The organism is Ornithinibacillus caprae, assembly GCF_009728145.1.
In the GTDB taxonomy this organism is placed as follows: Bacteria; Bacillota; Bacilli; order Bacillales; family Amphibacillaceae; genus Ornithinibacillus; species Ornithinibacillus caprae.
On the sequence record NZ_WOCA01000002.1, the window covers coordinates 351,780 to 371,779 of the forward strand.

18 protein-coding genes and 1 pseudogene are annotated in these 20,000 nt (G+C 36.9%); 15 read left to right on the plus strand and 4 right to left on the minus strand.

Going from position 1 to position 20,000, the window contains the following annotated elements:
• Positions 1-47: 47 nt before the first annotated feature.
• Positions 48-488, minus strand: coding sequence for a DUF2663 family protein (locus GMD78_RS04405; protein WP_196493721.1), 441 nt, complete (start codon positions 486-488; stop codon positions 48-50).
• A 213-nt stretch (positions 489-701) separates the two neighbouring features.
• On the opposite strand from GMD78_RS04405, the gene GMD78_RS04410 reads away from it, so the two are divergent.
• From GMD78_RS04410 to GMD78_RS04465, 12 genes and pseudogenes are all read left to right on the plus strand, one after another.
• Entirely contained in the window at positions 702-1,376 is a 675-nt protein-coding gene (locus GMD78_RS04410; protein ID WP_155667486.1) for a GntR family transcriptional regulator, read from the plus strand.
• Positions 1,376-2,371, plus strand: a complete 996-nt coding sequence (locus GMD78_RS04415) for a TRAP transporter substrate-binding protein (RefSeq protein WP_155667487.1) — start codon at positions 1,376-1,378, stop codon at positions 2,369-2,371. Before GMD78_RS04410 ends, GMD78_RS04415 begins: the two co-directional genes overlap by 1 nt.
• A 65-nt stretch (positions 2,372-2,436) precedes the next feature.
• On the plus strand, positions 2,437-2,952 hold the full coding sequence (locus tag GMD78_RS04420) for a TRAP transporter small permease (protein WP_155667489.1): 516 nt from the start codon (positions 2,437-2,439) through the stop codon (positions 2,950-2,952).
• The gene (locus tag GMD78_RS04425; RefSeq protein WP_155667491.1) at positions 2,949-4,235 is read left to right on the plus strand and encodes a TRAP transporter large permease; all 1,287 of its coding nucleotides are present in this window, start codon (positions 2,949-2,951) and stop codon (positions 4,233-4,235) included. Before GMD78_RS04420 ends, GMD78_RS04425 begins: the two co-directional genes overlap by 4 nt.
• Before the next feature lie 18 nt (positions 4,236-4,253).
• Complete coding sequence (locus GMD78_RS04430) at positions 4,254-5,162, plus strand: hydroxymethylglutaryl-CoA lyase (RefSeq protein ID WP_155667493.1); 909 nt, start codon at positions 4,254-4,256, stop codon at positions 5,160-5,162.
• A 23-nt stretch (positions 5,163-5,185) separates the two neighbouring features.
• Complete coding sequence (locus GMD78_RS04435; RefSeq protein ID WP_155667625.1) at positions 5,186-6,400, plus strand: CaiB/BaiF CoA transferase family protein; 1,215 nt, start codon at positions 5,186-5,188, stop codon at positions 6,398-6,400.
• A gap of 264 nt (positions 6,401-6,664) precedes the next feature.
• On the plus strand, positions 6,665-6,973 hold the full coding sequence (locus GMD78_RS04440; RefSeq protein ID WP_155667495.1) for a PTS sugar transporter subunit IIB: 309 nt from the start codon (positions 6,665-6,667) through the stop codon (positions 6,971-6,973).
• Positions 6,974-7,009: 36 nt separating this feature from the next.
• Positions 7,010-8,296, plus strand: a complete 1,287-nt coding sequence (gene celB, locus GMD78_RS04445) for a PTS cellobiose transporter subunit IIC (RefSeq protein ID WP_155667497.1) — start codon at positions 7,010-7,012, stop codon at positions 8,294-8,296.
• A gap of 75 nt (positions 8,297-8,371) precedes the next feature.
• Positions 8,372-8,677 (plus strand): PTS sugar transporter subunit IIA, encoded by a 306-nt coding sequence (locus tag GMD78_RS04450; protein WP_155667499.1) that lies wholly within the window; start codon positions 8,372-8,374, stop codon positions 8,675-8,677.
• 15 nt (positions 8,678-8,692) lie between these two features.
• Positions 8,693-10,081 (plus strand): glycoside hydrolase family 1 protein, encoded by a 1,389-nt coding sequence (locus GMD78_RS04455; RefSeq protein ID WP_155667501.1) that lies wholly within the window; start codon positions 8,693-8,695, stop codon positions 10,079-10,081.
• A gap of 66 nt (positions 10,082-10,147) precedes the next feature.
• A pseudogene (locus tag GMD78_RS04460) lies at positions 10,148-10,338 on the plus strand (6-phospho-beta-glucosidase); the annotation flags it as partial.
• A 120-nt stretch (positions 10,339-10,458) separates the two neighbouring features.
• Positions 10,459-12,384, plus strand: a complete 1,926-nt coding sequence (locus GMD78_RS04465; protein WP_155667503.1) for a BglG family transcription antiterminator — start codon at positions 10,459-10,461, stop codon at positions 12,382-12,384.
• Between the two features lie 121 nt (positions 12,385-12,505).
• Here GMD78_RS04465 and GMD78_RS04470 read toward each other — a convergent pair whose 3' ends face one another.
• Positions 12,506-13,363: a hypothetical protein gene (locus GMD78_RS04470; protein ID WP_155667505.1), complete on the minus strand. Its 858-nt coding sequence runs from the start codon at positions 13,361-13,363 to the stop codon at positions 12,506-12,508.
• Between the two features lie 378 nt (positions 13,364-13,741).
• Between GMD78_RS04470 and GMD78_RS04475 the strand changes: the two genes are divergently transcribed.
• Positions 13,742-14,269, plus strand: a complete 528-nt coding sequence (locus GMD78_RS04475) for a phosphatase PAP2 family protein (RefSeq protein ID WP_155667507.1) — start codon at positions 13,742-13,744, stop codon at positions 14,267-14,269.
• 20 nt (positions 14,270-14,289) lie between these two features.
• Positions 14,290-15,432: a glycosyltransferase family 4 protein gene (locus tag GMD78_RS04480; protein WP_155667509.1), complete on the plus strand. Its 1,143-nt coding sequence runs from the start codon at positions 14,290-14,292 to the stop codon at positions 15,430-15,432.
• A 98-nt stretch (positions 15,433-15,530) separates the two neighbouring features.
• Here GMD78_RS04480 and GMD78_RS04485 read toward each other — a convergent pair whose 3' ends face one another.
• Both GMD78_RS04485 and GMD78_RS04490 read right to left on the minus strand, forming a co-directional pair.
• Complete coding sequence (locus GMD78_RS04485; protein ID WP_155667511.1) at positions 15,531-16,883, minus strand: TldD/PmbA family protein; 1,353 nt, start codon at positions 16,881-16,883, stop codon at positions 15,531-15,533.
• Positions 16,884-18,278 (minus strand): TldD/PmbA family protein, encoded by a 1,395-nt coding sequence (locus GMD78_RS04490; protein WP_155667513.1) that lies wholly within the window; start codon positions 18,276-18,278, stop codon positions 16,884-16,886.
• A 245-nt stretch (positions 18,279-18,523) separates the two neighbouring features.
• Between GMD78_RS04490 and fdhA the strand changes: the two genes are divergently transcribed.
• Positions 18,524-19,771, plus strand: coding sequence for a formaldehyde dehydrogenase, glutathione-independent (gene fdhA, locus GMD78_RS04495; protein ID WP_343042115.1), 1,248 nt, complete (start codon positions 18,524-18,526; stop codon positions 19,769-19,771).
• The last annotated feature ends 229 nt before the right edge of the window (positions 19,772-20,000 follow it).

Consider the following 20,000-nt stretch of genomic DNA (forward strand, 5'->3'; position numbering starts at 1 on the left):
TCGGTTATTTTTTTCGACAAAACACGACAAGTGACAGGCACTTCATATCAATCCGTCTTCAATCGCAAATCAATATCATATTTCTCTTCCATTTCAGTTGTAATCTCATCCCTGATGGAGGAATGGTCACTGATATAATAATCCTTTTCAAAGTGTTTGATTATTTCACCACGCATTTCTTTGTACTTATCTTTTTCTTTCTTTACTTTATTTTTAGCTTCTAAGTAAAAATAGTAGAGCATAGAAATAATAGAAATAATGACAATGTATACTAGATTGGTGATTATCTCAACAATAGCATAGAAAATATTAAGCTGAGTTATATCAGTCATGTAAAGGATATAACAAATAAATAATACAAGTGTAACCCCAAATAGTAATAGAAAATTTCTTTCCCTACGCTTCCAGCTATCTAGGTATTCCTTTTTCTTCTTTACAGCTTCAATTCTCATCTTTGTATCATTTGTTACCTGATCTTGCCAGGACATGTCCATCACCTCTTGAACAAATATATGATGGAAGGGATTAAAATATCCCATAAAATGATGATTGTATTTATAACCTGGTGTTAATTAATAGTTAATTTTATCTTTTCTAAAAATTACATTTACTATTCATTTTATATGTGGTATAGTTTTTTATAAATTAATATTGTCGGCTGTCGACAACCGACAATAAACATTTTTTGGAGGACATCTAGCATGAAAATTGAGAAGAAAGATCCGTTATACCTTCAAGTTTATGAGCAACTAAAACAATATATTTTAGAAGGAGGATGGAGTCCTGGTGAAAGGTTAGTAGAGAGTCAAATTGCTTCAGAGTTACATTTAAGTAGATCCCCAGTTCGAGAAGCTTTGCGAATTCTTGAACATGAGGGGTTAATTGTGAAAAAAGATCAGAATCTATATATTCATAATCCCTCAGTTGAAGATATTATAGAGCTTTATCAGATTCGCTTTGGGTTGGAAGCGGTTTCATGTTATTTAGCAGCGGATGTGGTTACGGAAGAAGAACTAATGGAGATGAAAGAAATTTTGGAAATGACGGAACAAAGCTTGAGAAACGGAGATTCTCAAGAAATTTATGAATGGAATACGAGGTTCCATGAGTCTATTATTTATGCATCAAAGAATAAGCATTTAATACAAATTATGGATAGCTTAAGGTCTAAGGTTCTTTACTGTAGGAATGTGTTGATTCGTTTTGATTATGTTCGTATGGATAATTTTTTCCAGGAACATATGAATATTTACCTTGCAATAAAAGAAGGAAGGAGGGAGCAGGCGAAAGCTCTAATGGAGGATCATATCAGTGTTGATTTAGATCGTATTTTAGGATTATTTCCTGATGGAAAATTTGAAGGGGGACTAAAATAATGAAAATGAAGCTAGGTATTGTATTTGTTGTATTTACAATTATCCTTGTTGGATGCGGAAGTCAAACTTCATCGGATGAGACTGTGGAACTAACCTTTGCTACTACGATGGATGATTCTGGGATTGATAAAGATCTACGGGAATTTTTTGAAGAAAAACTGACAGAACTTAGTGATGGCACAATGACAGTAGAATTTTTTATGGGTGGTCAACTAGGTGGAGAGCGTGAGGCACTAGAACAGATGAAATTAGGAGAGTTAGATATGGGATATAACGTATTACAGGCTGAGTTATATTATCCTGAATACAATGCAATTACAATTCCATTCTTATTTCCAGATTTAGACTCCATGAGAAGATTTATGGATGACCCTGAAATAAAAGATGAAGTAGAAAAGATTGCTAGAGAAGAGGGTGGAATTATTCCAATGGGAATGCATGGGTATGGTGCTCGTTGGACTACTTCTAATGAACCTTTTTCTAATTCAAATGAATTACAAGGATTAAAAATTAGAATGCCTGAAATCGAATGGTGGGTTGACGTTTGGGAAGAAATGGGAGCGCTTCCAACTCCGATTGCTGCTACTGAAATTGTAACTGCCTTACAAACAGGTACAGTTGATGCACAGGAGAATTTCCTTACAAATATTGCTGGTCGTCAAATGTGGGATTATCAAGATTACTTAATAAAAACAGAGCATATTCAATTTTACCAAACATGGGTAGTTAGTGAAAATACATGGGAAGAAAAATTGAATGCGGATCAACAAGAAATGTTAAAACAAGCAATTGATGAAACGATTGCGTATGTAGATGAGATAGTTGCTGAAAGTAATGAGGGGTTCATTCAAGAAGCAGAAGATAATGGAATGGAAATTATTGAACCAGATCAAGAGGAGTTGAGACAGAAGGCACAGCCAGCTATTGAGAAAATTATTGAGGAGGATTTAGCTCCTGGTGTGTATGAAAAGGTTCAAGCAGCTATTGGAGAATAAAATTCTAGGATACGAGATTACTACTACTAATCTCGTATCCCATTACAAAACGTAGGAGGGACCAAATGCTATCGAAAATCTATAAAAAAATGTTGGCGATTGTTGAATTTATCATTGAACATTTGGCAACTTTTTTATTTATTTTGTTTTTTATCGCAGCAATTTTACAGGTGTTTTTCCGATTTGTATTGAACGCTCCTTTGACTTGGAGTGAAGAGGCGGCAAGATATTTGAACTTATGGTCCGTGTTATTAGGTGCAGCACTAGCTGTAAAACATAGAGATCATCTACGTGTAGATTTAGTGGATAACTTAGTTAAAAAATGGCCATATAGGGCACAAATTGGTTTTTACTTTTTTACTACTATCATTTCGGGGTTATTGGTATTGAGTTTTTTATCTGGAAGCATTCAAATGACCATTGATCGCTGGAATGTACCGTTAACAATGCTCCCGTTATCTCAAGGAGTTATTTATCTAGCTTTACTAGTGAGCTCGATATTAATGTTATGGTTTTTCACGCATCAATTGATTCATTACATTATTGACTTTATTAAGAACAAAGGTGGTGAGGTTGAATGACTATGTTAATCATGTTACTTGTATTAATTGTTGCTCTAATTATTGGTATTCCTGCTGTTTTTTCGATGGGAATAGCAACATTAATTTATTTCCTTTTAGAACGTGGTTTATTTGATATTCCTCATTACATGGTTGTTCAACGTACCGTATTTGGTTTAGACAGCTTTACACTATTAGCTATTCCTTTGTTTCTTTTAGTAGGTAAAGTCATGAATGAATCAAATGTTACGACAAGATTATTTGATTTTGCTAAAGCATTGGTAGGACATTTTCGTGGGGGGTTAGGGCAGGTAAACATTGCTGCAAGTGTAATTTTTGCCGGAATGAGTGGGTCTGCAACCGCTGATGCAGCTGGATTAGGTTCAGTAGAGATAAAAGCAATGAAGGATGCTAAATATCCTGGAAAGTTCGCTGCGAGTATAACAGCTGCGTCCTCTTTAATTGGACCAATTATTCCACCTAGTATTCCAGTTGTACTTTATGCAATTGTTTCCGGGGTGTCTGTAAATAAACTGTTAGTTGCTGGTATTATTCCTGGATTATTGATGGCAATTTCGTTAAGTGTTTTCGTAGCTTTTCAAGCGATGAAAAATAATTATCCTACAGAAGCAAAAGCATCGATGAGTAAATTATGGTATACGGCCAAACGGGCATTCTTACCTGGTTTAACTCCAGTAATTCTAATTGGTGGTATTCTATCTGGCGTATTTACTGCAACGGAAGCGGCGGCGGTGGGTTCGTTGTATGCGATTATTTTATCTACGGTTGTTTATCGGACCATCTCTTTACGTCATATGTATGATATTTTCAAAAGAACAATGAGAGATAGTGCGGTAATCATGATCATATTAGCAGTTGCAAATGTATTTGCCTGGATATTAACTAGAGAGCGAGTTCCTATTTTATTTGTAGATTTAATTACATCGTTTACTGAAAATTATTATGTTGTCATGGGACTATGTTTAATTTTCTTACTTATCCTTGGAATGTTCTTATCTTCAATCGTGTCCATCACAATTGCTACACCAGTATTGGTTCCGCTTGTATTAGAAGTGGGTGGAGATCCATTGCATTTTGGAATCATTATGATTGTTGCGTTAATGATAGGTGAGATTACACCACCATTTGGTATGGTATTATTTGCTATTACTAGAGTAGGAGATATTCCATTTATTGATTTAGTCCGAGGGGTTGTACCCTATATCATACCAGTATTTATTTTATTAATAATTTTAATTATATTCCCGGCACTCGTTACGGTGTTACCTACTTTATTTCTATAGCCAAGGGAGAGGGTTGTTATGAAGAATGAAAAAGTAATTATTACTGATGTCACAGGTAGAGATGGATTTCAAATGGAAGATGAGTGGATAGAGACAGAAGATAAGGTAGCGATATTAAATAAAATCATTGATGCGGGTATAAAGCGTATTGAAGCAACATCATTTGTTTCCCCAAAAGCAGTACCTCAATTAAAGGATGCAAGAGAAGTAATCAAACATATTAATCGTGAACAGGTTGATTTAGTGGTACTTATTCCGAATATAAAAGGAGCCGAGTTTGCTTTAGAAGCAGGAGTCGATGAGGTAAATGTCGTTGTTTCAGTTAGTGAAACCCATAATCAAAAAAATGTAAGGAAATCGGTGAATGAATCAATTGATGGCATTGGAGAAATATATCGATTACTAGATAAATTAAATATTAAGGTTAATGTAGGATTAGCAACTACCTTTGGATGTCCTTTTGAGGGGATCTATGATGTTAGTCGTGTATCTGTAGTGATTGATAAGTTGAAGGAACAAGGACTGAACAGATTTATGTTATCTGATACCACAGGTGTCGCAAACCCAACACAAATTACTAGTTTTATAAATGACTTAACAGGTAAGTTTTCTGATAGTCATTTTAGTTTACATCTTCATAATACTAGGGGGATGGGGTTGGCCAATCTATTAGCTGGATATCAAGCAGGAATCTGTAATTTTGATGCTGCTCTTGGAGGGATTGGTGGATGTCCGTTTGCACCAGGTGCTACAGGAAATGTATGTCTAGAAGATGTCGTTCACATGTTTTACCAAATGGGTGTAGATATCGACCCAAATGTTAGTAAGTTAATTGATGCATCTAAACATTTAGAAAAAGTACTTGGATATAAATTGCCAGGGCAAGTAATGAATGCCGGTCTTTCTACAGATACAGTTTCAGCATAAAGAAAGGAGTTTTTTATATGGGAATGGAATCAATGAAAGCAAAGAAACCGTTAGAGGGAATTAGAGTGCTAGAATTTGGCTCATTTATTGCTGGACCATTTTGCTCCCGATTAATGGCAGACTTTGGTGCAGAAGTAATAAAGGTAGAGTCACCTAATAGTGGGGACCCTTTACGAAATTGGGGGCTAGCTAAATATAAAGGTGAATCACTTTGGTGGCCGATACAGGCAAGAAATAAAAAGTGTATTACCTTAAATTTAAAAGAAGAAGAAGGTCAAGAGATTGTTAAGAAATTGGTGAAAGAAGTAGATATTATTGTTGAGAATTTTCGCCCAGGTACCATGGAAAAATGGGGGTTGGGTTATGAAGATTTAAAGGAAGTTAATCCTTCTATTATTATGGTTCGAATTTCGGGATTTGGCCAAACAGGTCCGTATAAAGAAAAGGCCGGGTTTGGTAGTGTAGGGGAAGCAATTGGTGGAATTCGACATATAACTGGTTATCCTGATCGTCCACCTACCCGTGTTGGTGTTGCAATTGGTGATTCACTAACCGCAATGTTTGGAGTTATAGGTGCATTAATGGCTCTACATCATCGAGATAACTCGCCGAATAGAGAAGGACAATTTATAGATGCTGCATTATATGAATCTGTATTTGCAATCATGGAAAGTAGTTTAACTGAATACATGAAGGTAGGGGCTATACGGGAACGAACAGGCACTTTCCTGCCAAAGGTTGCTCCGTCGAATAACTATCCAACTAAAGAAGGGAAATGGATTGTTATTGGAGCAAATGCAGATAATATCTTTAAACGCTTAACTAAGGTGATGAATATGGAAGAGTTGGCAGAGGATGAACGTTTTGCTACTCATAATGCTAGAGGAGAAAATCAAGAAGAATTAGATGAAATTATATCTGATTGGACAAAAAATTATGGTTTAGAAGAGTTAACAAAAATGTTGGATGAAGCAGGAGTTCCAGCTGGTGGAATTTATACAGCAGAAGATATTGCAAATGACATACATTACCAGGCTCGCGACATGATCTTAAAAGTTATGGATAAAAAACTTGGTGAATTATACATTCCTGGAGTTGTACCTAAGTTAAGTGAAACACCAGGTGAGGTAGAATGGACTGGGCCAGAAATCGGTGAGCACAATGAAGAAGTATACAAAGAGATTCTACAGTTTAATGATGAAGAGTTTGCGGATTTAAAGGAAAAGGGAATTATTTAGTTGTTAGTTGTCGACAGTCGACTGAATAACCCAAGAGCATGGAGATATTATTGAAGCGAAGGAATTTACTAGCACTGGGACATAAAGACCCATGTCGGTGCCTGTCACTTGTCGAATTTCGACAAGTGACAGGCACCTGTCGTTTCTAATAGAATGATTTCCTCTTTATGGGGGAAATTGTGTGTGTTTAGATGAAAGCGCTTATATTCTATTATGGTTATAGATAAACAAATAATACTTTAAACAACCAAGGAGGAAATAGATATGAAACGTATTTTATTAGCTTGTTCAGCAGGGATGTCAACTAGTTTATTAGTATCAAAAATGAAGGAGTCTGCGGAAGCTAAGGGATATGAAGTTGAAATTTGGGCTGTTGCTCAAGATAAGGCTCCATCAGAAATGGAAAAAGCGGATGTTCTGTTGATTGGACCGCAAATGAGATTTATGAAGAAGAAGTTTGCAAAGGTTGCTGATGAAGTTGGTATTCCTTTAGATGTCATCGATCCAGTAGCATATGGACGAGTAGACGGAGAAGCAGTATTAAACAAAGCTTTTGAATTAATGGGTGAGTAATTAGAAAAAGAAAAATACCGAAGAGGGGGAAGAAACATGAATAAATTCATGGAGTTCTTAGAAAATATTTTGTTACCAATAGCAGATAAATTGAATAACAACCGTTACTTATCCGCTTTAAGAGATGGTTTTATGGTTGCATTACCATTAATCATTTTTGGTTCCATTTTTGTTGTAATCGCTAATTTCCCATTTCTTGATCGATTAATTGGCGAAGAAGCATTTGCAACATATCAGGATGCGTTGGGACCAGCCTCAGCGGCAACCTTAAGTATTATGGGGATGTTCGTCATTGTAGGAATTGGATATAGCTTAACTAAGCATTACGAATTAGAAGCGATATATGGTGGTGTCGTAGCATTAGCTGCCTTCTTAATTTTAACACCACAGGTACTTGAAGGAGTGTCTGGTGTCATTCCTACTGCCAGCTTAGGTGCTCAAGGAATGTTCTTAGGAATATTTACTGCATTTATTTCAGCAGAGCTATACCGATTCTTTGTACAAAAAAATTGGACCATTAAAATGCCTGCTGGTGTTCCAGACGCAGTTGCTAAATCATTTAGCGCATTAATTCCAATCACATTAACATTAACTGCCTTTTTGCTTGTTCGAATTATCTTCAGCTACACGCCATTTGATACGGTTCAAAACTTTATCTACACCGTAATTCAGCAACCGTTAACAGCGTTAGGTAGTGGGTTGCCAGCAACTATTATTGCAGTGTTGTTAATTCAAGTTTTCTGGTTCTTTGGTTTACACGGTCAGATTATTATTAATTCCGTATTTGATCCGATTTGGTATACATTAAATGATGAAAACTTACAAGCGTTCCAAGCAGGATTAGAGTTACCAAACGTTGTAACGAAACAGTTCATCGATACATTCTTAGTTGGTATGGGTGGATCTGGTATGACGTTAGCAGTTATTATTCTAATTTTCATGATCGGTCGAAGCAGACAGCTTAAGGAATTAGGTAAGTTGGGTGCTCCAGCAGGGGTATTTAATGTAAACGAACCAATTATTTTTGGGTTACCAATAATTATGAACCCATTAGTAATTATCCCTTGGTTATTAGCACCAGTAGTGATAACAATTATTACGTATGTAGCCATGTCAACTGGACTGGTCCCTAAACCAGCGGGGATAATCGTACCTTGGACAACACCACCACTACTAAGTGGATTTTTAGCAACAGGTAATGCGTGGCAAGGTGCTGTATTACAGGCGTTTAACTTATTAGTTGTTACGTTGATTTGGTGGCCATTCTTGAAAATACTAGATAAAAACTATTACGAAAATGAAAAAAAAGGTGAAGGTAACTAATCATATAGTGGCCCTGGGTTCATACGCGGGGCCATATTCTTTTAAACAATAGATGCAACTAGAGAGGTGAATAAAATGGATAAGATGACAGAAATCGCATTTCAAATAATTTTATATGCCGGAAATGGTAGATCAAGCGCAATGGAAGCTATTCAAGAGGCAAAAGAAGGGAACTTCAAAGAGGCTGATCGCTTAATAGAAGAAGCGGGTGAAGAACTTAGTAAAGCACATGGCTATCAAACAAACTTACTTCAAGAAGAGGCTAATGGTGAAGGTGCCTCAGTAAACGTCATTTTAGTTCATTCACAGGATCACTTAATGACAGCAATGACAGTAAGAGACTTAGCAATTGAGATTATTGAAATACACAGAAACAAATAATGGGAGGTACATCTTATGACTATTAACTATAAATTTCCAGAAGGTTTTTGGTGGGGAAGTGCAACATCTGCAACCCAGATTGAAGGTGCTGCAAATGAAGGTGGAAAAGGAAAAAATATTTGGGACCATTGGTATGAAACGGAACCAAATCGTTTCTTTGAAAATGTAGGTCCTGAAACAACTTCGGATTTTTATCATCGCTATAAAGAAGATGTGCAATTAATGAAGGAAATTGGTCACAATACATTCCGTTTGTCTATTTCTTGGGCAAGGTTGATTCCTGGTGGACGTGGAGAAGTAAATCAAGAAGCAGTTGATTTTTACAATAAAGTAATTGATGAATTAATTGCTCATGATATTGAGCCTTTCGTTAATTTATTCCATTTTGATATGCCCCTAGAGCTACAAAATGAAGGTGGATGGGAAAGTAGAGAGGTAGTAGACGCGTATGTAGAATATGCCAAAACAGCTTTTGATCTATTTGGTGATCGTGTATCGAAATGGTTTACGTTTAATGAACCAATTGTGCCTGTCGAAGGTGGTTACTTATACGATTTTCATTATCCAAATGTTGTGGATGGAAGACGAGCTGTACAGGTTGCCTATCATACCATGATTGCTCATGCGAAGGCAGTAGAGGCGTTCCGTACATTTGATGTGAAGGATGGGAAAATCGGAATTATATTAAATCTAACTCCATCTTATCCAAGAAGTCAAAATCCTGCAGATTTAAAAGCGTCACGTATTGCTGATTTATTTTTCAATCGTAGCTTTTTAGATCCTGCTGTCTTAGGTGAGTATCCTCAAGAGTTGATCGAAATTTTACGTGAGCATGGTCAACTTCCGACGACACAAAAAGGAGATCGTGAGTTAATAAAAGCAAATACAGCAGATATTTTAGGTGTGAACTATTATCAACCACGTAGAGTAAAAGCGAAGGATCATTTACCAAATCCATATAGCCCATTTATGCCTGATTGGTTTTTCGATAACTATGAAATGCCTGGACGCAAGATGAATCCATATCGTGGTTGGGAAATCTATGAAAAAGGTATCTATGATATTATGATCAATCTAAAAGAAAACTATGGTAACATTGAGTCATTTATTTCTGAAAATGGAATGGGTGTTCAGGATGAAGATCGTTTCTTAGAAAATGGGGAAATACAGGATGACTACAGGATTGATTTTATCCGTGAGCATTTGAAGTGGTTGCATAAAGCCATTGAAGAAGGTTGTAATGCAAAAGGATATCATTTGTGGACATTCATGGATAACTGGTCATGGATGAATGCATATAAAAACCGTTATGGATTCTATTCGGTAGATATTAAAACGAAAAAGCGTACGCCAAAGAAAAGTGCACATTGGATCAAAGCTGTTTCAGAAAACAATGGCTTTTAATCTAGAATTACATTTTTACTAGATGGAGTGAAACGGCGGGTATTAACAGTGTTACAAAGGTCCATTGGTTTGGTTATACAATTTAATCGTTTGAGAGATGCTGCTGAGGCAGCAGTAACTGGAGATTACCATAAAGCTTTATTAGCGGTGACGATTAATCCATTAGATCATCTGACACCATTGCTAAAGAAATCTTGGATGAAATGTTAGAGGCGCACAAAGCCTATTTGCCACAATTCACTAGTTCTGTAGTATAATGAAGCTATCTAAATGAAGAGGTTCTGGTTCGTATTATGGATCAGGACCCTTTTTAGATAGGATTATGCAAGGAAAAGTTGTACACCATAAGGGATGAACGACACAAGGAGGTGTAGTAAATGCTAGACTCTCGAACAAAGATAATATTACGTGAATTAATGGCTGCACGGACTCCTGTTACTGGTTCTTATTTAGCAAAAATCAATCAGGTTACAGCACGGACAACAAGGGAAGACATCAAAAACCTTTCTACAATATTGGAAGAGCATGGGGCACAAATAGAGTCTTTAATGGGAAAAGGTTATAAACTTGAGATCAAGGAAGAAAATCTTTTCCGTCATTATTTAAAGATGATTGCCAACCATGAAGAGGCAGAGGTAGGATTTGTTCCGAGAACTCCAGAGGAACGGACAAATTATATCATTAAACGCCTTTTACTAAATGAGGACTATACGAAATTGGAAGATCTTGCTGATGAAATATATATTAGTAAATCAACGATTCAAAATGATATAAAGCATGTGAAAGAAATATTATGTAAATATGATATAAGCTTAGAGGCTCGCCCTAACTATGGTTTAAAGGTTAAGGGAGATGAATTGAAACTGCGTTTTTGTATGTCCGAGTATGTTTTTGAGCGGAATGATGACGGTGGGGATCAATTGATTGATTTTCACCTTGCTTCTTTTGCACAAGAGGACTTGGATAGTATTTCAGAAATCATTATGGATCAAATTAACACACATCATATTACGTTGTCAGATATTGCTATCAATAATTTGCTTGTTCACATTGCAATAGCATATAAACGGATTAAAAGTGGCTATCATGTTACCTTATATCAAACAGATATACAGGATATAGTGAAACAGAAGGAATATGAAGTTGCCAAAGAGATTGTTGAAAAGGTGGAAGACAAATTTAAGGTAACTTTTCCTGAAACAGAAATAGCATATATTGCTATTCACTTGTTAGGAACAAAAATGATATCACAGGCGAATGAGTCTGTTGAACAGGTGATGGATGAAGAAATTCTGCAAATCGTAACGGTTGCTCTTGAAAAGATTGAGAAGGAATTTAATCTTGGAATTAAGGATGACCAAGAGTTGATTCTAGGGTTAGGATTACATCTTAAGCCTGCTGTTAATCGGTATAAATTCGGGATGAATATAAGAAATCCGATGATCGAGGATATTAAAAAGAATTATCCGTTAGCTTTTGAAGCTGCAGTAATTGCTGGAATTGCAATTGGGGAACATACCGGTACGAATATTGATGAAAATGAAGTAGGCTATTTAGCACTCCATATTGGTGCGGCGATCGAACGCAGGAAATTAAAGTCTGGACCTAAACGGTGTTTAATTGTGTGTGCCTCTGGATTTGGTACCGCACAATTAATCTATTACAAATTGAAAACAAAGTTTGGTAAGGATTTGGATGTGTTGGGTACTACAGAATATTATAAGCTGAAAAACTATAATCTACATGAAATTGACTTTATTGTTAGCTCGATACCAATTCAAGATAAGCTGCCAGCACCTGTTATTGAAGTGAATGCAATTTTAGGGGATAATGATTTGAAAAAAATTGAGGAATTTGTATTGGAAAATAAGCAATCCGTACAAATGTACTTTGAGCAAGAACTGATGTTTTTACGGAAAAGGTTTCAATCGAGGGATGCTGTAATAGAGTTTCTGGACCATAAACTACGGCAAAAGGGATTGGTAGATGATACGTTTTTAGAATCTATTTATGAACGTGAAAAAGTTGCACCAACTTCCTTTGGTAATTTAGTAGCGGTTCCTCATCCGATTACTCCAAAAACCGAGAAAACATTTTTAACAGTATGTACGTTGGAGAAGCCGATCATGTGGCAAGACAAGCCTGTTCAATTTGTTTGTTTATTATGTGTGAAGAAAAATAGTGAAGAAGATCTCCAAGCGATGTATGATATGCTCGCTAAAGTAATCGACAATAGTACCATTGTACAAAAGCTAATTAAAGTAAAATCATATGAAGAATTCATGAATGTATTAATTGGATAATGGAAAACAAACTGGTGAGACAATGCTATGATCTCAGCAGTTTTTTGCGTATTCGACAAAATTCGGGTAGTGCCTGTCACTTGTCGAATTTCGACAAGTGACAGGCACCGACAAGGGAGCTTTAATCAACAAATTGGATGTAGTTTTGGGCTTTGTTGGGGTAGACAGCTTGCGTTGCGAGCCAGGTCCAGTAGAAGTCATAGTTGTTCATTCCAATTGTGCCTTCTAGGAGGATTCCAGTGGAAATTGTAGTTGGAAATGCAGCAATTTGCAATGCAGTGTTTGTGTCTATATCACGGACCGAAACGATACCATCCGTGATGTTAGTTACCTCAAATATACTATTTAAAGTTGTATCACACCCCTGTAACCTTGCTTCGATTTTTGCTATGTCTTCTAGAGGATTCAAATCTTTTTGGTGTAAGTTAGGATAGGAATGTAAAAATAACGCATTAAATATTTTTTCACATGTTTTTAATTCTTCTAATCCATCTTCTATACACTTTTCAACGGTGCTATACCAAGAGCAGCCAGAGCGTTTATCAAGCCAGTAGATAAATTTTTTTAATTGCTTTTGAAATATTTCAGATTTATTTTGTTTAAGGGAAATATCTAGATACATGGGGAAGCATGCATAAATGAATTCTTCCCACAGTTGGGGGTGAAATTCTTTCCATGATGGGGGACAATCATCTTCTAGGTGATCCGTAAGATATTTAGAGAAGATATAGAGAAAATCGTTCACGTGCTTACTTGATAAATTTTTCCGCTTATAAGCAATTAAATCATCTCCATAATATTCAACGAGGCCTCGATATCTCATATCAAATTGGGATCCTACATGTAATCTTTCCATAAATTCTTTGTGTTCATTGGGATCGGATATTGTTTTTACCCAAGCCCTCACCTGAAGTTGATCCGATTTGGAACCTTCTCCGGCATGTCCACTTTCGTCATGGAACATCCTAGAGTTCGTCATATACTTCATCTCCTTAATTATTAATTTTTAAAATGGGAAACAAACCGTGCAGAGGGGAGGTGAGTCGGGCGATACTAGAAGTTATTTATGGGGCATTCCTTTACTCCTTTCGTATTATTTAGAATAGTATAACATTAATTAATAATTTTTCCAATGATTGATGTGATAATCCTTCATCCCTACACTTTACACAAATTTCACACTCACTTATTAATGGTTTAAAAGTTATTGGTTACACTAAAAGCAAACGATGACATTCGCTAATCGGAGGTGTCGTATGCGCTTTTTGATGAAGGTATGTGTTTGTCTTGTTCCAGCTGTTTTGTATTTGGTTTAGAAGTTTAAAAGTATCCCTTTAAAGAAGCGAGGTGATTGTAAATGAAATATCTGAATTATGTCTATGAGGTGGATTGTCGTTACTTTCGAATAGTAAATAAAAATTTTGAGAAGCGGTTCTTGCACTCATTCTTTCGTAAAATCACTCACTTAGGCAGCGCTAGTTTTACTATTTCCATTGTATTATTCTTAATATTATTTTCAACAGGATCCACTAAACTTGCTGTTATTGCTAGTGGTATTGCTCTAGCCTTAAGTCATATACCGGTCATGCTAATTAAAAAATTCATTCCTCGAAAACGACCATATTTAGTTCTTCACGATTGCCATGTAACGGAGAATCCATTAACAGATTGTTCTTTTCCTTCTGGACATACCACAGCATTTTTTTCTATCATTATTCCATTTTGTTTCTATTATTCTGTACTTGCAATTATTCTTTTACCTTTAGGTTTTTTAGTAGGATTATCAAGAGTTTATTTGGGCTTGCACTATCCTTCTGATATTGTTTTTGGCTGTTTGTTAGGTAGTTTGGTAGGAAGCGTTTCGTTTATATTGGTATTTCAATAAAGGGGTTATGGAGGTTTGTTATGAAAATAGCTATATTCACAGATACATTTTACCCTGACGTAAATGGTGTAGCTAAAACATTAAAGCGTTTCACGGATTATTTACGTGACCAATCGATTGAATATCAAGTATTTGCACCAAAAAGTTCAAGTGGGGATATGTTAACGAGCCATGTTCACCGGTTTACTAGTTTACCGTTTTTTCTATATCCTGAGTGCAGAATTGCATTGCCGAATGTGGTTCATATAAAGGAAGAAATTCAAGCGTTTCAACCGGATATTATTCATGTCGCAACTCCATTTAATATGGGATTATTGGGAGTTCATTATGCTAAAAAATGGAATATTCCTATCGTAGGATCCTACCATACTGATTTTGATAAATATCTAGATTACTATGATTTTCCAGGCTTGAAGACGGTACTGTGGAGATATTTAAGATGGTTTCATCGACCACTCGAAAGAATATTTGTTCCTTCTCAAGTAACACTAGATCATTTGAAGACACAAGGATTCAGCGGTTTATCCATTTGGTCTAGAGGGGTAGACTGCTCTCAATTTCATCCGAATTTTGACCAGTCATTAATTAGAGAAAGATATGCCATTAAGGAAAAATATATTTTATTATATGTTGGACGCCTTGCACCAGAAAAAAGTGTTCAATTATTACCTAAAGTTGCAGAGCAGCTTCTAAATTCGATAAGTCATGATGTCCACTGGCTGATTGTTGGTGATGGGCCTGAAAGGATGGAAATAGAAAAAGCTTCTCCAGATCATATGACATTTACAGGATTTTTATCAGGAGAAGAATTGGCTCGAGTGTATTCCGCAGCAGATTTATTTGTGTTTCCATCGGCTACGGAAACATTTGGGAATGTTGTTCTCGAATCATTAGCGTCTGGTACGCCTGTAATAGCGGCAAATGCTGGTGGTGTTCGAACGATTATTAAAGATGGGGTGACTGGGGTTTTATGTGATCCAAAAAGCGTACCGGATTTTGCGAGTCAAATTACAACATTACTATTAGACGAGCGCAAACGAAAAATAATGCAGCTAAACAGTAGAGAATATGCACGATCTCAATCCTGGGATGCCATTTTTGAACAGTTATTGTTCGAATACAAAGAAGTAATAGCAGAAAGAATTCTAGTGAGAGCAATGTAGCAAGGCTAGATTCGACAAAAAATGAGAAGTGCCTGTCACTTGTCGAATTTCGACAAGTGACAGGCACTTCTACTTCTGCTTCTACTGTGATTTTTCTATTAATCTACGGTTACTGCTATGCTTTTTATTTTTAGGGATGGGGAGCCGATGTAGCCATAGCCTCCCATCGGTGAAAATTCTAAGTCTGTGCCTACTTTTTCGACGTCTTGTAGAACTTCAAAGAAGTTTCCTGCAATGGTCATTAGGTTGGTAGGTCCTGCGATTTTTCCGTCCTTGACGTAATAACCATTTGCGGCAACTGAAAAGTCACCAGAAATTTGGTTAGCACCAGAGTGAAGACCTGCTAGATTTGTAATGATCACACCTTCATCTAATGATTCGTACAGCTGTTCATAGGATTCTTCACCTGGAACAACAAAGAAATTGGATGGGCTGATGCCAACCGTTCCTTTGTAAGAAGATTTATACCCGTGTCCAGTCGAAGCTACACCGTCTTTTTTTGCTGTTTTTAAATTGTGGAAGTAGGTTTTTAGCTTTCCGTTTTCTACTATACTGATCTTTTTAGTTGGTACCCCTTCCGAATCAAATGTCCCACTTCGGACACCATCTGTTAATAATGGGTCATCTGTAAGTGTAACTGTTTCGGAGGCTATTTGTTCGTTCAGTTTTCCTTTTAATAAGGATTGATTCTTTTGTACGGCTTCAGCTGAAAACGATGATGCAAACGTTGCTAATAGTGCTGCCGCTGCACTGTTTTTAAAGACAACAGGATAGTTTTTGTTTGGATATGTTTTTCCGCCTAAATAACTTAAACTTTTCTCTACAGCTTGTTTAGCAATTTCATCGGCATCTAATGTTGAAAAGTCCTTTGTAATTTCGATGTGGAAGTCGGATTTAATTTCTTCATTTTCTTTTACAACGACAGAAAAGGCAACGAAAAAGAAATTATTGCGATCACTTAATGCGATTCCTTTATTATTATACAAAGCTTTTTCTACGGATTGATCTTGTAGTCCAGCATAATCGGATTGTACGACTCGTGGATCATATGCGTAGATCTTCTTTTCAACTTCTTGTAAAAAGGCAATTTTTTGCTCGGTGGTTACTTCATCTAATGAAGAGGAGTAAAAGTCTTTTTCTTCATAGGAAGCGTTCCCCTCGAACAATTCTTCTGGTTCATCTTCAATAAGTTCGGCATTTTCTTTTACACTGTCTAGTAAAAAGTGAACGGATTCTTCGTCTAGCTTTTCCGTATAAGCGTAGCCCATTTTTCCATTATAAAGGCCGCGAACAGACACCCCATTTACAGTTGAGGATTCGTATTCATCCACTTCACCTTTGAAAATTTGGCAGGCAAAGCTATCTTGCTTTTCATAATAAAGCTCTAATTCAGTAATACCAAGTTTCTCACCTTCTGTGAAAAGCTGATCTCGAAAAGTTGATAATTCCATTTAGTTTGCCTCCCTTCCGCCAACTGTAATTTCACTGACACGAACCATTGGTTGGCCAACATTAACTGGAATACTTCCACTTGATGCACCGCACATTCCAGCGCCATGTCCTAAGTTATTTCCAACCATATCAATCTTTTGAATTGTTTTTGCTCCATTGCCAATTAAAGTTGCACCTCGTAAAGGCTTGTCGATTTTTCCGTTTTTCACTAAGTAAGCTTCATTTATGGCAAAGTTATAATCACCAGTTGCAGGGCTAACGGAGCCACCACCCATATATTTTGCATAAATTCCATATTCGGTATTTTCTATAATTTCTTCTGGTGTTGATTCTCCAGGTGCAATGTAGGTGTTGGTCATACGTGATGTTGGTGCAAATTTATAGGATTCTCTCCGGCCAGAACCGGTTGATTCAGCTTGCATTCTACGAGCATTGAATTTATCAATTAGATATCCTTTTAAAATACCATTCTCAATTAGCACGTTTTTGCGTGCTTTTTCTCCTTCATCATCTATGTTGATGGATCCCCACTCATTTGTGATTGTTCCATCGTCAATATATGTAACAAGGTCTGAAGCTACCTTTTCGCCTACTTTATTGGCAAATACGGAATTGTTTTTAGCGACTGAGGATGCTTCTAGACCATGACCACATGCTTCATGGAAAATTACACCACCAAATTCATTGTCAATAATAACTGGGAATTTTCCACTTGGTGCTGGATCTGCATGTAGCATGGTAACTGCAATGCGCGCAGCTTCTTTTGCGTAATGGTTTAGATCAAGCCCTTCGATGAATTCAAATCCTTGGTGTGCACCTGGCCCGTAAAAGCCAGTTTGCATGTCTGTTCCATTTGTAGCAACAGCTTGAATGGCTAAGCGACTTCTAACACGCTTGTCTTCCGTAAAGGTTCCTTCTGAGTTGGCGATTAAAACGTTTTGTTCTTCATCCATTAGACTAATAATTGCCTGTGCGATGGATGAATCATAATTAGTTACGATTTCATTTGCGTTTCGCAGCACGTTTAGCTTTCGAGTTTTCTCCATATTGGTTGGCATGAACTGAATGGGGTGAAGTGTTTCTCGTTTTTGTGTTTCCATTGGCAACACGATGTTTCTTTCCGTTTTTGTTCCATGTATCGCTTGAGCGGCTGTTGTTGCTGCTTTTAGCAGACCTTCTTTTGAATTTTCATTTGTATAAGCGTATACACTATGTAGTCCTTTGAAAATACGGATGCCAATACCGAAATCACGTCCGGATAAGTTTTTTTCTAAACGACCACCTTGCAATGTCATATTGTTTGTGTAGCGATCCTCCACAAATACCTCCGAGAAATCCCCACCAGTCGTTAAAGCAGCAGATAAAACATCCTCAATTATAGACTTGCTGAGCATATGACCCCTCCCATTTTCATTTAATTTTATTAATTTTCTAAACTTATTATACAATAACGGGAGGTGCCTGTCACTTGTCGAAAATTCGACAAGTGACAGGCACCAGTCGAAATGACATATAAATAGAAAATAAAAAATAGTATAAGTATTGAAATAATTTGGATAAGGTGTTATATTGGTAACGAGTGACAGCGCTTACACATTTTAACACCATTTTAAAATTCTAATTTAAGGAGTGGGTTTATGTGAGTAACAAGGCGGTAGTATATGTCAAACCTGGTGAGGTAGAGGTACGGGATATTGGATATCCTGATCTTGTCTTGCGTGATGGACCTGGAGTTAATCCACTGAACGTAGGACGAAAGTGTAACCATGGTGTTATCTTAAAGGTGATTACTACAAATATATGTGGTAGTGACCAGCATATGGTTCGTGGTCGTACAACTGCCCCAAGCGGATTGGTTCTTGGTCATGAAATAACTGGTGAAGTGGTTGAAGTCGGAAGTGACGTAGAATTTATTGAAAAAGGTGATATTGTCTCGGTACCATTCAATATTGCGTGTGGACGATGTGTGAACTGTAGGAAGCAGGATACACATATTTGCTTAAATGTTAACCCTGATCGTCCTGGATCTGCATATGGCTATGTTGACATGGGAGGATGGGTTGGCGGACAATCCGAATATGTAATGGTTCCGTATGCGGATTTTCAGCTATTAAAATTCCCAGATCGTGAACAAGCATTAGATAAAATTCTAGATTTAACTATGTTATCTGATATTTTCCCAACTGGGTATCATGGAGCAGTGAGTGCTGGAGTGAAAACGGGTTCCACTGTATATGTAGCAGGTGCAGGGCCGGTTGGATTAGCTGCAGCTCATTCAGCACAAATACTAGGTGCATCTGTGGTTATTGTTGGAGACCTGAATGAAGCCCGACTTGAACAAGCTAGAAGCTTTGGTTGTGAAACAATTAACTTACGCGAGCATGATAATTTAGGTGAGCAGATTGAGGAAATACTTGGAGTACCTGAAGTAGATTGTGCAATTGATGCGGTAGGATTTGAAGCTAGTGGTCATGGAAAAGATGCTGGTGAAGCTCCTGCAACTGTATTGAACTCCATTATGGATGTCACAACAGCTGGTGGACGTCTTGGTATTCCAGGACTCTATGTAACTGGTGACCCGGGTGGAGTGGATAAGGATGCAAAGGAAGGTACGTTAAAGATTCGATTCGGATTGGGCTTTGCAAAAGCGCATATATTTGTAACGGGCCAAACGCCAGTGATGAGATATAATCGTGATCTCATGAAAGCGATTCTTAGTGGAAGAGCGCAAATTGCAAAAGCAGTAAATGCAACGTTAATTCCAATTGATGAAGCTCCAGATGGCTATAAAAAGTTTGATGGCGGGGTTTCTAGGAAATTTGTCATTGATCCGCATGGTATGGTTAAAAATAGAGTTGCTGCATCTGCTAGCGCACAAGCACGTTAATCTAAAATAATAATGGTTCTGGAAAGACCTACACTGAATGTACATACTTGTATAAAAGTGTAGGTCTTTTTTAGCAGAAAGAAAAAATAATAATTTCCTTTCCTACATAGGTGTAACGATGGATTTCATCTTAAAGGCGTAGAGACAAGTCGATTTTTCTATTAAGTTAATAGGCATGTATTTTTTTCTAGGGAATATAGTGTAATAGAAAAGATGGTACGAACTATGA

Excerpts from the sequence above, each read along its gene's own strand:
- GMD78_RS04405 (WP_196493721.1), bottom strand. The coding sequence starts at position 488 with ATGTCCTGGCAAGATCAGGTAACAAATGATACAAAGATGAGAATTGAA.
- GMD78_RS04410 (WP_155667486.1), top strand. The coding sequence starts at position 702 with ATGAAAATTGAGAAGAAAGATCCGTTATACCTTCAAGTTTATGAGCAA.
- GMD78_RS04415 (WP_155667487.1), top strand. The coding sequence starts at position 1,376 with ATGAAAATGAAGCTAGGTATTGTATTTGTTGTATTTACAATTATCCTT.
- GMD78_RS04420 (WP_155667489.1), top strand. The coding sequence starts at position 2,437 with ATGCTATCGAAAATCTATAAAAAAATGTTGGCGATTGTTGAATTTATC.
- GMD78_RS04425 (WP_155667491.1), top strand. The coding sequence starts at position 2,949 with ATGACTATGTTAATCATGTTACTTGTATTAATTGTTGCTCTAATTATT.
- GMD78_RS04430 (WP_155667493.1), top strand. The coding sequence starts at position 4,254 with ATGAAGAATGAAAAAGTAATTATTACTGATGTCACAGGTAGAGATGGA.
- GMD78_RS04435 (WP_155667625.1), top strand. The coding sequence starts at position 5,186 with ATGGAATCAATGAAAGCAAAGAAACCGTTAGAGGGAATTAGAGTGCTA.
- GMD78_RS04440 (WP_155667495.1), top strand. The coding sequence starts at position 6,665 with ATGAAACGTATTTTATTAGCTTGTTCAGCAGGGATGTCAACTAGTTTA.
- celB (WP_155667497.1), top strand. The coding sequence starts at position 7,010 with ATGAATAAATTCATGGAGTTCTTAGAAAATATTTTGTTACCAATAGCA.
- GMD78_RS04450 (WP_155667499.1), top strand. The coding sequence starts at position 8,372 with ATGGATAAGATGACAGAAATCGCATTTCAAATAATTTTATATGCCGGA.
- GMD78_RS04455 (WP_155667501.1), top strand. The coding sequence starts at position 8,693 with ATGACTATTAACTATAAATTTCCAGAAGGTTTTTGGTGGGGAAGTGCA.
- GMD78_RS04465 (WP_155667503.1), top strand. The coding sequence starts at position 10,459 with ATGCTAGACTCTCGAACAAAGATAATATTACGTGAATTAATGGCTGCA.
- GMD78_RS04470 (WP_155667505.1), bottom strand. The coding sequence starts at position 13,363 with ATGACGAACTCTAGGATGTTCCATGACGAAAGTGGACATGCCGGAGAA.
- GMD78_RS04475 (WP_155667507.1), top strand. The coding sequence starts at position 13,742 with ATGAAATATCTGAATTATGTCTATGAGGTGGATTGTCGTTACTTTCGA.
- GMD78_RS04480 (WP_155667509.1), top strand. The coding sequence starts at position 14,290 with ATGAAAATAGCTATATTCACAGATACATTTTACCCTGACGTAAATGGT.
- GMD78_RS04485 (WP_155667511.1), bottom strand. The coding sequence starts at position 16,883 with ATGGAATTATCAACTTTTCGAGATCAGCTTTTCACAGAAGGTGAGAAA.
- GMD78_RS04490 (WP_155667513.1), bottom strand. The coding sequence starts at position 18,278 with ATGCTCAGCAAGTCTATAATTGAGGATGTTTTATCTGCTGCTTTAACG.